The 15,953-nt window shown below is 54.7% G+C and carries 9 protein-coding genes; 7 read left to right on the top strand and 2 right to left on the bottom strand.

Translation table 11 applies throughout. The features are described from left to right. Positions 1-187: 187 nt before the first annotated feature. The 7 genes from eat to IEX36_RS07085 all read left to right on the top strand — a co-directional run bounded on the left by eat (position 188) and on the right by IEX36_RS07085 (position 12,391). The gene (eat, locus tag IEX36_RS07115) at positions 188-1,573 is read left to right on the top strand and encodes an ethanolamine permease (RefSeq protein WP_188758558.1); all 1,386 of its coding nucleotides are present in this window, start codon (positions 188-190) and stop codon (positions 1,571-1,573) included. After that, the gene (locus IEX36_RS07110; protein WP_188758557.1) at positions 1,570-2,964 is read left to right on the top strand and encodes an ethanolamine ammonia-lyase subunit EutB; all 1,395 of its coding nucleotides are present in this window, start codon (positions 1,570-1,572) and stop codon (positions 2,962-2,964) included. The genes eat and IEX36_RS07110 overlap by 4 nt, the downstream gene beginning before the upstream one ends. Further along, on the top strand, positions 2,965-3,774 hold the full coding sequence (gene eutC, locus IEX36_RS07105) for an ethanolamine ammonia-lyase subunit EutC (protein WP_188758556.1): 810 nt from the start codon (positions 2,965-2,967) through the stop codon (positions 3,772-3,774). Between the two features lie 296 nt (positions 3,775-4,070). Further along, the gene (locus IEX36_RS07100) at positions 4,071-4,898 is read left to right on the top strand and encodes a helix-turn-helix domain-containing protein (RefSeq protein ID WP_188758555.1); all 828 of its coding nucleotides are present in this window, start codon (positions 4,071-4,073) and stop codon (positions 4,896-4,898) included. A 182-nt stretch (positions 4,899-5,080) separates the two neighbouring features. Beyond that, complete coding sequence (locus tag IEX36_RS07095; protein WP_188758554.1) at positions 5,081-8,623, top strand: TonB-dependent receptor; 3,543 nt, start codon at positions 5,081-5,083, stop codon at positions 8,621-8,623. Positions 8,624-8,787: 164 nt separating this feature from the next. Then, positions 8,788-10,848 carry a phosphocholine-specific phospholipase C gene (locus tag IEX36_RS07090; protein WP_229668777.1) on the top strand — a complete coding sequence of 687 codons (2,061 nt, stop codon included), beginning with the start codon at positions 8,788-8,790 and terminating at the stop codon, positions 10,846-10,848. A gap of 70 nt (positions 10,849-10,918) precedes the next feature. Then, a complete protein-coding gene (locus IEX36_RS07085) occupies positions 10,919-12,391 on the top strand; it encodes an alpha-L-fucosidase (RefSeq protein ID WP_188758552.1) in 1,473 nt (490 codons plus the stop codon). A 26-nt stretch (positions 12,392-12,417) separates the two neighbouring features. Here IEX36_RS07085 and IEX36_RS07080 read toward each other — a convergent pair whose 3' ends face one another. Next, positions 12,418-14,637, bottom strand: coding sequence for an alpha-galactosidase (locus IEX36_RS07080; protein WP_188758551.1), 2,220 nt, complete (start codon positions 14,635-14,637; stop codon positions 12,418-12,420). Between the two features lie 86 nt (positions 14,638-14,723). After that, on the bottom strand, positions 14,724-15,860 hold the full coding sequence (nagA, locus tag IEX36_RS07075) for an N-acetylglucosamine-6-phosphate deacetylase (RefSeq protein ID WP_188758550.1): 1,137 nt from the start codon (positions 15,858-15,860) through the stop codon (positions 14,724-14,726). Between the last annotated feature and the right edge of the window lie 93 nt (positions 15,861-15,953).

Below are 15,953 nucleotides of genomic sequence, written 5' to 3'. Positions count from 1 at the left end.
AGCGGTGGCCGACGCCGGCTTTCGATGGGTAACAGCATAGTCAGCCGAAAAACGGGAGTGTTAGCGGAAATCGGCAAAATTCAGGTATTTTTTTACTCGCCGAGACGCCAATGCACGATGAAAGAAATTGCCGATTCTTGATAACCAGAGCTTGCATAACCACCGCATAATGTGGACGTGAGGCGGCATGGAAGAACACGCAAAGCTGAAGGCAACTCTGAATACATGGCAACTGTGGGGAATCGCAGTAGGGCTCGTCATCTCTGGTGAGTACTTTGGCTGGAGCTACGGATGGGCGAGTGCGGGGACACTGGGGTTTCTTGTCACTACGATTCTGGTGGCGGCCATGTATACGGCCTTCATCTTTAGCTTCACCGAGCTGACGACCGCAATCCCGAGCGCGGGTGGTCCTTTTTCCTATGCCCAGCGGGCCTTTGGAGATACGGGCGGGTATATTGCGGGGGCTGCAACGCTGGTGGAGTTTGTGTTTGCCCCGCCGGCGATTGCGCTGGCGATTGGCGCGTATCTGCATGTGCAGTTTCCTGGACTTTCGCCTAGAAATGCAGCCGTGCTGGCGTATCTGTTCTTCATGGCAATCAACATAGTCGGTGTCAAGATTGCCGCAAGCTTCGAGTTCATTGTGACTGTGTTGGCAATCATTGAGCTCATGGTCTTCATGGCGGTGGTTGCTCCTGGTTTTAAGCTAAGTAACTTTCTTGCTCACGGATGGGCTGGGCGCGATCATTTTTCTGCCATCACGTTTGCAGGAATGTTTGCCGCTGTGCCGTTCGCAATCTGGTTCTTTCTCGCCATCGAAGGTGTGGCGATGGCCGCCGAAGAGGTGAAGAAGCCCGCGCGCTCGATTCCGATTGCCTATATCGGGGGAATTCTGACACTGCTGGTGCTGGCTGTCGGCGTGATGCTCTTCGCAGGTGCGGTGGGCGACTGGCGCACGATTGCCAATATCAACGATCCACTACCGCAGGCGATGAAGATTATTGTTGGCGCGAAGAGCGGATGGCTGCACATGCTTGTGTGGCTTGGACTGTTTGGCTTGGTAGCTTCGTTGCATGGAATTATCTTTGGCTACTCGCGGCAGATATTTGCGTTGGCCCGTGCTGGATATTTGCCCTCGGTTTTAGAGAAGGTGCACCCGCGATTCAACACGCCTTATATGGCAATTATGGCTGGAGGAGCGGTCGGGATAGCAGCTATCTACAGCGATAAGTGGGTGAGCTTTGGCGGACAGCCGCTCACTGCGAATATTGTCACGATGTCTGTGCTTGGCGCGTTGGTGATGTACGTGGTGAGTATGCTGTCACTGTTTCGCCTGCGCAAGACGGAGCCGAATTTGCATCGTCCGTTTCGCGCGCGGTTCTATCCGTTCGCGCCGATATGGACACTGGTGGTAGCGTGCGTCTGCCTGGCAAGTCTGGTCTACTATAACCGGCTGATTGGTCTGCTGTTTGTTGCGCTATTGCTCGTCGGTTATGTTGCCCTGCGACTGAGCTGGCGCGGGAAGCGGGACATTACGACGAGTTCTGAGGTGGTTGAGGAGCACTCGAAGCTGTGAGCTTTTCGCATTCAACTCGCGGTAGAACGTATTTGTTCGACAGCCTGAAAGGGCTGCTAGCGAAGGCGAGTCCATTGCGGTCGGGTGATGTGCTGGCTGGGGTTGCAGCTGAGTCCGATGCCGAGCGAGCCGCTGCGCGGTATGCTCTGGCAGATGTGCCGCTGACAAAATTTGTGAATGAAGCGGTTGTGCCATACGAAGACGACGACGTGACGCGGCTAATCATTGATACGCATGATCAAGCTGCATTCGCACCGATTCGCCACCTTACGGTGGGCGAGCTGAGGGAATGGATCCTGAGTGACGAGCAAGACGCAGATGTGTTAGCAAATGTTGCCGCAGGGCTGACGCCTGAGATGATTGCTGCCGTATCAAAGCTGATGCGCAATCAGGATCTGATTCTGGCTGCACGCAAGTGTTGTGTGGTGACGCGATTTCGCAATACTCTCGGACTGCCAGGGCGAATGTCAGTACGTTTGCAGCCGAATCACCCGACGGATGACATTCAGGGCGTATTGGCCTCGACGATCGATGGGTTGCTATACGGCTGCGGTGATGCAGTGATTGGCATCAATCCGGCAAGCGACAGCACGGCGAAGGCAATCGAGCTTCTGCGGGCGTTAGATAACTTCAGACAAAAGTTCGATGCTCCTTTGCAGACATGCGTGCTGCTGCATGTAACGAATACGATGCAGGCGATGGAAGCGGGGGCTCCGGTAGATCTGGTCTTTCAATCCATTGCTGGAACGCAGAAGGCCAACGCGAGTTTTGGTGTCACGCTTGGACTATTGCAGGAGGCGTATGAAGCTGCACTTTCGTTGAAGCGAGGTACTGCAGGGGAGAACTGCATGTACTTCGAGACGGGGCAGGGAAGCGCGCTTTCTGCAGATGCGAATTTTGGTGTAGATCAGCAGACATGTGAGGCGCGTGCCTACGCGGTCGCGCGCAGATACGCTCCACTGTTGGTAAATACGGTGGTCGGCTTCATCGGGCCGGAGTACCTCTTTGATAGCAAGCAGATCATTCGCGCTGGGTTGGAAGATCATTTTTGCGGGAAGCTGCTGGGATTGCCGATGGGATGCGACGTCTGTTATACGAATCACGCAGAGGCAGACCAGGATGATATGGACACGCTGCTGACGCTGCTAGGCGTGGCTGGAGTGAATTTCATCATGGGTATTCCGGGTGCGGACGACATTATGCTGAACTATCAGAGCACCTCGTTTCATGATGCGCTGTATGTGCGCGAGGTACTTGGATTGCGACGCGCTCCTGAGTTTGAGCGCTGGCTGGAGAGAATGGGAGTCGTTGATGCGAATGGACGGCTGATGCCGTCGGAGACTGCTGCGAAAGCCCTACTGGCAGGTAGCCCGTTCTCGCTTGAGGCATAGATGACAAGATCGATCGCATCGCCGGACCCCTGGAGCGCACTGTCGAGATTTACTCGCGCTCGCATTGGGCTGGGCAGAGTGGGTGCGAGCTTGCCTACGCGTGCATTACTGGATTTTGGAATGGACCATGCGCTGGCGAGGGATGTTATCTACACACCTCTTGATACTGCCAATCTGGCGAAGGAGCTAGAGCGGAGCGGGTTCCGTACGCGGCTCGCGCGGAGCCAGGCCAAGGACCGGATGGAGTATCTGCATCGTCCCGATCTAGGCAGGCGGCTGAATGCAGCTTGTATTGATGACTTATATGAATGTTCCCGCTCGACGAAGCGCCTTTCCGTGATCATAGCGGATGGCTTATCATCGCCTGCCCCGGCACAGCATGCACTGCCATTACTTCGTGAATTAAAGCTGAGGCTGGAAGACTGGGAGCTGGATGATGTGGTGATTGCGACACAAGCACGAGTCGCGCTTGGTGATGAAATCGGTAGCCTGCGTGATGCCGAAGCCGTCGCTGTGCTGATTGGCGAGCGACCTGGTTTGAATGCTGTGGATAGTTTGGGAGCTTATCTGACATATGGACCGTTTAGTGGGCGCACTGACGCTGATCGTAATTGCATCTCGAACATCCGACCAGCAGGGCTTTCTTACAGTGATGCGGCATACAAATTAGCGTATTTGCTGGATGAAGCTCGTGTACTAGGCGGTACTGGAATTCGCTTGAAGGATGCGAGTGATGTAGAGGCAGACAAGGCGGGAAATATTGTTCCAGCGATGTGGCAAACAAAAGCCCTTCCACCTCGCAGTCCCTAGCTACTGTCCACCTTTGTTTTATTTGGGTTTAATATTATTTTTTATTACATAAAGTATTGTTTTAGAATTATTCAGAAGCGTAATCTGTCAAATCCAGCCAACTATTACAAGCTACCATGAACGCTATTAAAACCATTTCAACTCGTGCTACTTGTCTTCCAGAGTCTGGGTTCTACTCGCATGTGGCAACGGATGTGGACGACCAAGCGCACAGCCTGACGGGTTGGCGACAGCTGTACGACCAGCTGACACCGGGGCGCTTTTCCGGGAGCATCCATGAACTGTGGGTTGGAAGGATGCAGATCTTCCGTGAATTGACAAGCCATGTACTACGGCAGTCGTGCATTGTGAACTCGGAGAGTTGGTGGTTTGGGATTCCGGTGGAGCGAGGGGAGCAGTGCAAGCTGGGCTCGTATGCGGTTGGCGAGAACACAGTCGCGATGCGGCCAGGATTCGCGCCGTTTGAATTGCTGACGCCAGACAGTTTTGAGATTCTGGGCCTTGTCGTGAATCGACAAGATTTGGTGCTGCACATTCAGACGTTGAACCAATCAAGCGTGCTCCCGCGCACTATGCAGGACGAGTTGCTTAAGATCAAGCCGGTTCAGAAGATGGGACTGCAAAGGCTGGTGTGGCAAATTCTGGAAGAAGCTGCGCGCACGCCGGATATTGTGTCCAACCCCTCCTCGAATGAGAGTATCCGCATCGCAGTGCTGGACGCGCTGGCAGATGTTTGCAGCTCGCATGAAACGACGGGGCGTCCACCATATAGGCAGATGAGCCACTACAAGATTGTGCGCGAGGTGCGGCAGCACCTTCTCGAGAATCAGGATGAGACGATTACGGTAGTCGATCTCTGCCAGAGATTTCAAATCAGCCGACGCACGCTGCAATATGCGTTTCAGGATGTAATGGGGATGAATCCGAATGCCTATCTCCGTACATTGCGACTGAATGGCGTGCGACGCTGTTTGCGTGATCCGAACTCCGGCGTGTCGTCGGTGCAGCAGGCGGCTGCGAACTGGGGCTTCTGGCACATGAGTCAGTTTGCGCGCGATTACCAAGGCCTCTTTGGTGAATTGCCATCAGAGCGCCTGAAGCGTCGTTCATTTCCGATTTCGTAGATTTCGCTGGTAAACATTCGATAAAAATATTCTCTTTTTGCCAATATGCGATAACGCTAACGCTGATGCGCTGACTATGCTGCACGTAAAGGTGACAGGAAGTCAGACACAGTGAGACGAACCGCTCCGACTGTCCTTTGCCTTCGACAAATCCAATTGCATGATTGAGGCCGAAGGAAATGATGCGATCACTAAAAACAGGAATTCGATTTCTAGTCCTGGCTGCTGCTGCGATGATGGTGACCCAGTGTCCAGTAGTGGCTCAGTCAATCCAGGGCAGTATTATCGGTACAGTTCGCGATAAGAGCGAGGCACTGGTTCCGGATGCCTCAGTAACTCTAACCGATGTCGATAAGGGTATTACGCGCAACGCGATCACTGACGGACATGGCGATTACCACTTTATCGATGTTCCTGCTGGCCATTACAAACTGGTGGTCTCTGCAGCAGGGTTCCAGGGCTGGCAGATCACTGGCGTGACGCTTTCAGTGCACCAGGATCTTCGCGTGGATGCGTCGTTGCAAGTCGGCAACGTACAGCAAGCTGTTGAGGTTTCCGCCAGCTCAGAGCCTGCGATCAACACCGATGACGCATCGGTCAGTGCAGTGTACAACTCAACCAGCATCTCGAACCTGCCGACGAATACGCGCGCCAGTCAGAGCGGCACCAGCGCACTGAACGTGGTGGGCACACTACCCGGTGTGCAGGCCGACAACGCCGGTAGCTCCAGCCCCGGATTTTCCCTGCAGGGAGGCCTACCGTTCCAGACGGAGGTCTCTGTAGACGGCATCACTGTGCAGAGCGCGACCGGCAACAGTCCCATCGGCAATGCTTTCCCCTCCAGTGAATCCATCTCGGAGATGCGTGCCGATGGTGTGCAGAACGACGCGGAATACGGACAACCAGGTGAGATTACAGTGACTACGAAAGGCGGTACGAATACGCCCCATGGTTCGCTCTTCTGGTATCACCAGAATGCCGCCTTCGATGCGATTCCCTATGCCTATCCGACTACCCTAAAGAAGAACAAGCTGGTGGCGAACACCTTTGGTGGCAGCTTTGGCGGCCCCGTCGTGATTCCGCACTTCTACAACGGGCACGACCGCACCTTTATCTTCGGGACCTATGAGGGGTGGCGCTATCCCAACTCGGGAACATATAACTACATGGTGCCCACTGCTGCGATGAAGAAGGGCGACTTTTCACAATACACTGCTTCAGGCTACTCGGGGCAACTGTTTGATCCATCTACTGGCAGTACTTACGGCACCGCGTTACCGAGCATCAGTCCGATCACGCAGAAATTTCTGCAATTTTTCCCCGACCCCAACATCGGCAATACTGCCGCTTTTGACGACAATGGAGCGCAAAACTACCAGATTAATAAAGATCAAAGTCAGAGTTCCAACCAGTTTGATGTACGCGCCGACCAGTATTTCGGAAGCAATCAGAAGTTTCTGCTTTGGGGACGCTACACATGGAAGAACCAGTCTTCGATCAATCCACAGACGTTACTTGTACCTGCCTCGACGGGTACGGGCAACTCCCGCGTGTTGAAGGTGAGCGCAAACTATACGATCACGCCGAACGTGATTGATGAATTTAGCTTCGGCTATACCCGCTACCAAACGGGTAATGTGAATCCGTTCAACGGTACAGCCTTCACCAATGGTCTGGGTCTGAATGGACTGCAGAATCTGTTTTATAACGGTCTTCCCGAGATTGATTATTCGAGCAGTCTGACCAACTTTGCTCCAGATCGCCTGAACTCCGTCTCACAGTCCAATACGTATGACTACTACAACACACTGAGTTGGTCGCACGGCAAGCATCAGATGAAGTTTGGCGTGGACGCCCAGAGCCTCCAGGCGATTACGCCGCTCGGCTTCAATGGGGCGGACAATTACGGGACGTTTTCATTTCAAAGTAGTCAAGGTGGAGGGATCTTCACTGGCGTAGACTTCGCCGATCTGCTCCTCGGACTTCCGTACCAGACGTTCTACGATGTGGTGAGCCAGGACAATGATGGCCAGTCCTGGCACTATCATGCGTTCGCGCAGGACCAGTGGGCAGTCACGCCTTCGCTGACCCTCACCTATGGTATCCGCTATGAATTGCATCCGAGCTACCATGATGCGCATGGCGATATCGCTAACTTCGATCCCAACTATGCGAAGAGTGGCGCTGTCATCTATCCGGATGGGTTCTCCAATCTGATCTCTCTGCCCTTCATGCAGAGCGCGAATGCCTGCCTGCCGTACGGCTCCTCCTCGGGATCGACGATCAACGGCGCGCCCTGTATGCCGGTCCTCTCGGCTAGCCAGGCTGGCTTTCCTTCGGGACTCAAGCACTATCCCAAACTGCGCTTTATGCCTCGCTTCGGTTTCGCGTGGCGGCCGTCCAGTGACAACAAGACGGCGATCCGCGGCGGCTTCGGCATGTATAACATCACCCTGCTGGGCGGCAACTTCTACTCGCTGACTGGCACGGTGCAGGCGGATACGACGCAGTACTCCAACACCTATAACAGCACCACGCACGCAATTGGCTATCAGTGGCCATCAATCTATGCGGGTTCGGGCAGCGCAGGCTGCACCACGTGCTATGGACAGAACTACTTCGGCACGGCGAACAGTATCAACTGGAAGGACCCCTATACCTACCAGTGGTCGTTGAGTGTCGACCGAGCATTGAGCCACGGTTACGCAGTTCGGCTTTCCTATATCGGCTCGGTGACCCAGCACTTAGTATGGGCTCCAGACGAGAACGCGCTGCCATTCTCCACCACGGTTTCGGCCTACAACCAGCCACTGAGCGCGCGCCGCTTCCCGAACTGGGGCACGATCAATACCCGGGACACGGGAGCATACTCTAACTACAACTCGGGTCAGATTGAGGTATCTCACCGCTACTCCGCGGGCCTGCAGCTTGACTCGAGCTACACCTTTGCCAAGGCGATGGCAGACAACCAAGGGCCGGCAAGCAACAGTGGATTTGCGGGAGAGACTGGCGGATCGCGTGCGACCTCCATCCTTATGCCTAGCATCGACTACGGCAATGTGTACGGTACCCGCCGTCACCTATGGAACACGACGATGGTCTACGACCTGCCCTTCGGTCGTGGACGTACCTTCGGTAGCAGTATGTCTCGCCTGGCAGATATGGTCGTCGGCGGATGGCAGATATCGAACATTCTGCTGATGGAGACGGGACCGTACCTCTCACCCTATATCCCGGGCGGACAGAGCGATCCTTCAGGTACGGGATCGGGTATCAGTAGCGACGCCAACGGAAACGCTCTCACCGGGCGTAACCAGTACCCGGACAAGGTGCAGGGGGTCTCGATCAAGCCGTCAAGCCGCACACGCCTGCATTGGCTGAATCCGGCTGCGCTGACCTGCCCTGGTCAGCCCGGCTGGACATCCGGCAGTTCCTGCACCACGGGTAACGGCAAAGCTGGATCACCAGCTCCGATTGGCCGCTTCGGCAACGCTGGTGCGGGTTCTATCGAGGGACCAAATTACATCAACCTGTCCAGCGGATTGACCAAGTCGTTCACCCTTGTGGAGGGCGTGAAGCTGCAATTGCAGGGAACGTTCACCAACGTGCTGAATCATACGAATCTCAGCAATCCTAACCTCAACATAACCTCGGCGAAGTTTGGTCAGATTACAGGTAGTCAGGGGGCTCGTACCGGGCAGATCTCTGCTCGGCTGACCTTCTGATCGTGCCGATGTGACTAGGAACAAGTTCGGGAGCCGCATTGCGGTTCCCGAACTTGTGTGCCGGAGTCCAATAGAAGTAGGAGAAGATACTGAGTCAGATGAAACAGCAGCAGACGCGTCGTGACTTCTTTCGCATGGGTATAGCAGCTGCAGGATCAGCTATGATGCCAGCGAGCATTCGCAGGGCATTGGCGATTCCAGCGAATCGGGCAACGGGATCGATTCAGGATGTTGAGCATGTCGTGATCCTGATGCAGGAGAACCGATCGTTTGATCACTATTTCGGTTCATTGAGAGGCGTGCGCGGCTTCAATGATCCCAGACCGCACATGCTTACGAATGGCAAGCCAGTGTGGTATCAGCCGTCCGCGTCGATTAAGACAAAGCGTTATCACGATCGTGGGCTTGCAGGTGATGCCGTACATGTTCTTCCGTGGTATCTGAATCCGAAACGCACGACAGAGTATCAAGCTGGAACAGATCATGGATGGAGCAGCGGGCATCTTGCGTGGAATCACGGAAGATGGGACCAATGGGTGACTCAGAAGCAGGACGTACTGACGATGGGGCATCTCACACGGCAGGATGTGAGTTTCCACTATGCTCTGGCTGATGCATTTACACTGTGCGATTCGTACTTCTGCTCAGCGCATGCGAACACGGTGATCAACCGTATCTATCTCTGGACTGGAACATCTGACCCACGCAATGTGCTTGGGAAAAAGCCGAATGGCCCCGCGCTTGAAGAACGTAGCAATGTAAATGGCTACACGTGGACGACTTATCCAGAACGGCTTGAGGCCAACAATATTAGTTGGCGCGTATATCAGGGTGGCACTGGGATTCATGGATCCCCAACCGATAATTACACGGACAACTCCCTTGAATTTTTCGCGCAGTACCAGGTGCAGGAGGGGGCGTCCCCAGAGAGTTCACTGGTGCGGAACGGAGTTTCAACGCACACGCTCAAAGATCTGCGTCGGGACGTAAAGCGGGGAAGATTGCCGCAGGTCTCGTGGGTGGTTGCGCCATTTAAATACTGTGAGCATCCAGATGCTTCGCCTACGCACGGGGCCTATTACATCAACCTTGTGCTGGAGGCGCTGACATCGAATCCTGAGGTTTGGAGCAAGACGGTCTTTCTGATTAATTATGACGAGAATGATGGACTCTTCGACCACGTAGTCCCTCCGATGCCTCCGCATACGCAGGCGATGAATACATCGGGTCGTGTATCGGACGACCTGGTGGAGAGCTTGAAGGATGAGTTTGTTGATCTCAACAAGTATCCGAACGAGATGCAGCCGCTTGTCCCAGGGGCGGATCCTGGCGGCTTGCAGCCGGTTGGTCTAGGGCCGCGTGTGCCGATGCTGGTGATCTCTCCGTGGAGCAAAGGCGGATGGGTCTGCTCGGAGACGTTTGATCACACCTCGGTGTTAAGGTTCCTTGAATCCCGCTTTGGTGTACACGAACCGAATATCAGCCAGTGGAGACGGGCTGTTTGCGGAGACCTTACTTCGGCGTTTAATTTTTCTCAAGATGCAGATACGAGTGCAGTTTCATTTCGCGTGCCGAAGCCGGTTCATTCACACCATAAGCCGTACCAGGTTCCCGAAAATCAGCAAATGCCAGTGCAGGAGTCAGGAACCCGGCCAGCGCGGCCGCTGCCATATGAGTTTGCTGCGCAGTGCCGCGAAGAGAACGGAAAGGTTTGGGTAGATTTCGTAAATGCCGGCAAGGCTGGTACGGCTTTCTATGTGTACGATCTGTGCGCGCCTGGGGCCGCTCCGAGACGCTATGCGGTTTCAGCGGGACAGACGCTCTCCGACTACTGGGATCGCAATGATGTTGGATATCCATATGACCTGTTGGTACATGGCCCGAATGGATATCTTGCGCACTTCCGCAGTGGTGCGCATCCCGCTCTAATCGAGGCGCATGTTCGCGGTGAGTTCACGTCAGGAGATGCAATTCTGGTTCTGACAAATCACGGCTCTTCTCCTTGCTCCATTCTGGTGGCCAACCGCTACACTAATGGAGGAAGCAAAAATTACACGGTTGCCGCAGGAGCGTCTTTGGAAGATCGTTGGACGCTTCTTGCGAATTCACATTGGTTCGATCTGGAGATCACGGTTCCAGTCGCTCCAGCATTTCTTCGCCGATTTGCAGGGCACATAGAGACGGCGCATCCCAGCACGAGCGACCCGGCGAAGTATTCCGTCTGAAGCGATGCGTCTGTGCCTTTAGTTGCGATCCGTTGAAGTGAGTACTTCAATTTAATGGTGGAAAGAGCCCATGGAGATATCTCGGCGTCAGTTTGTAATTGTTGGTGCAGGCTCTCTCTTCGCTAGAGCAAACAAAATTCACGAACCTGCTCCATATGGAGCAGTACCATCGGCGCCGCAGCTAAGATGGCATGATCTGGAGACTTATGCCTTTCTGCACTTCACCGTTAATACCTTTACTGACAAGGAGTGGGGTTACGGTGATGAAGACCCGAACATCTTCAACCCGACGATGTTTGATCCCGATGCCATCGTTCGTGATTTGAAAGCTGGCGGCATGAAGGCCGTCATCCTTACCTGTAAGCACCATGATGGGTTTTGTTTGTGGCCAACGAAGACCACGGAACACTGTATTCGGAACAGTCGATGGCGAGATGGTAAAGGAGATGTCGTCCGTGACATCGCCGCTGCAGCCAAAAGAGCAGGACTCAAGTTTGGAGTCTACGTTTCGCCTTGGGATCGCTCGAACGCAAAGTATGGCACTCCGGATTATCTTCCCCTCTATCGAGAGCAGATTACTGAACTGTTGACGAACTATGGGCCGATCTTCGAGGTGTGGTTTGATGGAGCCAACGGAGGCGATGGGTATTACGGAGGCGCTCGGGAGAAGCGAAGCATCAGTGCTGGCTACTATCAATGGGACAAGATCCTGGCGATCATCCACCGATTGCAATCGGAAGCCGTTATCTTTGGCGAGGCGGGTGACATCCGTTGGGTTGGGAATGAATCGGGCATTGCTGGTGACCCCTGTTGGGCAACATTTAGTCCAGCGCTCGAAGGCTTACAGGATGCGCATGCTTCCGCGGAAGGCAGCAGGGATGTGCTTATGCACGGAGTGCGTAACGGTTCGATGTGGAAACCCGCCGAGTGTGATGTTTCAATCCGCCCGGGTTGGTTCTGGCATGAGAGCCAGAACGCAAAGGTCAAGACTCCTGATCAGTTGGTGGATCTGTATTTTGAATCTGTCGGACGCGGCGCCAGTTTTTTGCTGAACGTTCCGCCAAACAGGAAGGGCCTTATTGAAGATGTAGATGCTAAGACACTGGTGCAATATCGTCAGAATATCCAGCGCATGTTTGCCCAGGATCTCGCAAAGTCTGCGCGTCTTCTCCCATCAAATGTGCGTGGGGGTAGTGCAAAGTTTGGAGCCTCCAATCTGGTCGATGAGAGCAGAACTACATATTGGGCGACTGATGACGCGGTAACCCTGCCAAATGTGACGCTCGAGTTTGGTGCGCTAAAGCAGGTCTCCATTATTCGGTTACGAGAAGCCATCCAGCTCGGACAGCGTATCGGAGCGTTTGGCATAGACGCTTGGCAGGGTGGAGGATGGACTCAAATTGCCACTGGAACAAGCATTGGAGCCTGCCGCATCATTCGGTTGCCGGCGCCAGTTGCTACGAGCAAAATCCGCCTCCGGATCACTGATTCACCAGTGTGCATAGCGCTTGCGGAACTGAGTGTATTCAGCACTGTTTCGTAAGTACTATTTCGTCCGAACCTTGTTATCTATTTCTTGTCCAGCCTGAATGCTGCGGCCTGAAAATCTCCGCGGAAACTCTGGTCCATGACCAGACCATGATTCATCCACCATGCGCCACTGGCGGTTGTGGGAGTGTTAGGGCTTGCTTTGCCCTCAATGGAACTGAGCGTGTACTCGACATTTGGATCGAGCCCCTCAAGCTTCAGCAAAGGAAATCCGCGTCCCTCTTGTGTGGAGTGGATGAAGGCGAAGATGACTGCCTGCGATTTGTCACGGTTCACGTCTTCCGTTGCGGAGAACTCGCTGCCATTGAGCGGCGAGATGAGGCGGTAGAGATCGCCTCGCACAATCGTCGGCTGTACCTGTTTGTAGGCCGCGATCAGGCGCTTGGCCAGCGCGGTTTCGTCGGGCGTCCATTTGTTGATATTGGCCCCTATGCCCAATGAGCCCTGCATCGAGCTGAGGAAGCGATACGCAAGTGAGGTCGAGCGGTTGTTCATCCAGTGCGGCGAGTCCGTAACCCACGACATCATGACCTGCGGGGTATACGCGTAGGTAAAGCCGTTCTGAATGGTTAGCCGGTCGAATGGGTCAGTATTGTCCGATGGCCATACCTCGTCGGTATAACGAAGGATGCCGAGATCCACTCGCCCGCCGCCACCGGAGCAAGACTCGATCTCGACGTTTGGGTGCTTCTGCCGCAACTCGGCGAGGATGCTGTATAGGTTGCGTGTGAACGCAACGTATACCTCCTTTTGCTCATTGGCAGGAATTGCGTCCCAGCCTGGTTCGCTCCAGTTGCGGTTGTAGTCCCACTTGAGGAAGGCGATGTCATTTTCGGTGAGTAGCTTGTCGAGGAAGCCGAAGATGTAAGCACGCACGTCGGGCCGCGCAAGGTTCAACACCAACTGATTGCGCTGCTCAGTCTCTGGACGTCCCTTGAAGTGCAGGACCCAATCAGGATGCTTGCGATAGAGATCAGAGTCGGGATTGACCATCTCAGGCTCAACCCAGAGTCCGAAATCCATTCCGAGCGAGTGAACTTTGTCGATGAGTGGCTTCAGACCATGCGGAAATTTCTGGGGGTTCACATACCAGTCGCCGAGCCCTGCGTGATCGTTCTTGCGCTGGCCAAACCATCCATCGTCCATAACGAAACGATCTACACCAAGCGCCGCGGCCTTTTCCGCCAGAGCCATCTGTCCAGCTTCGTTTACATTGAATTCGGTTGCTTCCCACGAGTTATAAAGTACTGGCCGCACGCGCGGCATCTCTGCGCCGCGCGTAGAGGCTGTACGTGGCAGGATGTGCTTCAGCTCAAATAGGTGCAGTTCGCGCGATGCGCCTCCCAACCCATGTGCCGAATAGCCGCCGTAGAAGATTGGAGTCTCCAATGACTGACCTGGATGGAGGACATAGCCAAAGTCGAAGGGATTGAATCCGCCCGTTACGCGGACTGCGTCCAACTGGTCGCGCTCCACCGTGATGCGCCAGGATCCGCTCCAGCCGAGTGCACCGAACCAGACTTCACCATGTTCTTCATCCGGCGTACCGGCTTCGATCGCAAACCACGGATTCGCCTGATGACTGGTCGAACCGCGTCGACTCTCGATGATGCGCTCGCCGTGTTGGATTGGCTCTTGATTCAGCGTCCATTCTCCCGCCCAACGGCCTGTCAGATAATTCAATGTGTAATGCCCGGCTGGCAACGCCCATGAGGCCGCTGCAGCCTGCTCGATCGTTACCGATTCGGTGCCACGATTCTCGATGGTGGCCGACCGCGCGAGAACGCCTGTCTCGGAGTCCATCGAGTAATGCAGCGTCACGAAGATCGGCTGCTCGATGTCCTTGAGTTCGACGTCGAAGCCGTGTTCAGTGGTTTTGTAGCTTGCATAATGCAGTACCAGGTCGCGGTTGCCGTCGGGAAATGTGACCTTAAGTGCCGGTTCGATATAAAGTCCTTCGCCCCAACCTGCATACTCCTGCGGCGTGGTGGTATAGGAATCGTCGAACGATGCCCACTCCGGTTTCGGCTTCGGTGCAGGGAAGGTGTCTGTTGCGCCAAGCCGTCCGCCCCAATACATCTGCTGCAGTTCTCCGCGCGAATTTACTCCGAAGACATAGGAGACGTTGCCACCGTCAAGCCGAAATACCTTAGTGGTCGCGTCGAAGCTTACCTTAGATACCTGCGCGCTCGATGTCAGAGTTGCAAAGGATAAAAGTAGGGCTAATGTAAAGGCTTTCATTGAGGGGCACTCTCAGATCCAGGATTTAGTCGGACACATTATCTTGTAATTGCCGTTCAGTGTATCGCTAGGAAGCAGTGGCAGAGCTAGTTAATCTGTTTGCCGTTAAGGATGGTGGATTGAAGTTTGCCGTCTGCATTGAAAACATTGAAATTCGCTGGTTGACCTGGGGCAAAACTCGATTCAAGCCCAAGTAGCGCGGCGGGATTATGAGACGCCAGGTTGACTGCCGTAGCCAGCGTCGCTCCGGCAAACTGCTGAATGTTTTCGACTGCACGATCCATAGTCAGCACTGAGCCGGCGAGCGTAAATTTTCCATGATTAGCATCGCCGGCGGCGAACGCGCGGCCATCGGCCACCTGAACCTGCATGGTTCCGAGTGTGTAGATACCATCAGGCATTCCCGTTGCAGACATGCTGTCGGTGACAAGGACTGCACGCCCAGCGCCCTTGGCTTTGAGCCATAACCGCACCATCTCGGGCGCGACATGAACGCCGTCACAGATCAATTCGGCAAAGAGATTGTCATCGTCGAGCACCGTCGCAATGACGCCTGGGTCGCGGTGGTCAAGAGCGCGCATGGCGTTATACGTGTGGGTAGCGCTGGCCGCTCCTGCGGTGACGCCTGCCTGCGCCTCTGATGCGGTCGAGTTGGTATGGCCGATGCTGATCTTTACGCCCTGACCGGTCGCATGGCGGATAAGGTCGAGCGCGCCGGGAACCTCGGGCGCGACGGTCATCAGGCGGATGTGTCCGCGTGCGGCCTGCTGGAAGCGGTCGAAGAGCGCAATATCTGGCGGCAGAATATCAGCCGGAGGGTGAACTCCGCGCTTGGCGTGTGAGATGAATGGGCCTTCGAGATGAATGCCGATGGGAACTGCTGCGTCTGCGGCGGGCGATTCGATGGCGTTGGCAATGCCTTCAAGCGAGCGCAAAGTCGTGTCGATTGGAGCCGTGACGGTAGTGGCGAGATAGCGTCCTACGCCTCGCGTGGCGAGAAAGCGGCTGATAATGCCGATGGCCTCAGCAGTACCTTCCATAACGTCATGGTTTGCCGCGCCGTGCGTGTGGACATCGAGGAATGCAGGGGCAAGGGTCGTGTCTTCCTTGCTGGATTCAGCGCGGTCGATTGATTGAATCAGACCATCTTCGATGGTGATGACAGGGTGGTCAATGTGGCCTTCGGGCGTAAGTAGGCGACGTGCGGTTATGGTGTGGGGCATCACGAAATAGTCTATTGCAAATAGGCTATAGTCCGCCTTTTCGGGTCTCGTATAGGCTTGTGGGACAGTTCGATCCGATTTTTATTGAAGAGG

Source organism: Edaphobacter acidisoli, assembly GCF_014642855.1.
Taxonomy (GTDB): domain Bacteria; phylum Acidobacteriota; class Terriglobia; order Terriglobales; family Acidobacteriaceae; genus Edaphobacter; species Edaphobacter acidisoli.
Note: the sequence above shows the minus strand (reverse complement) of the source record. Positions and strands in the feature narration are given on the sequence as shown.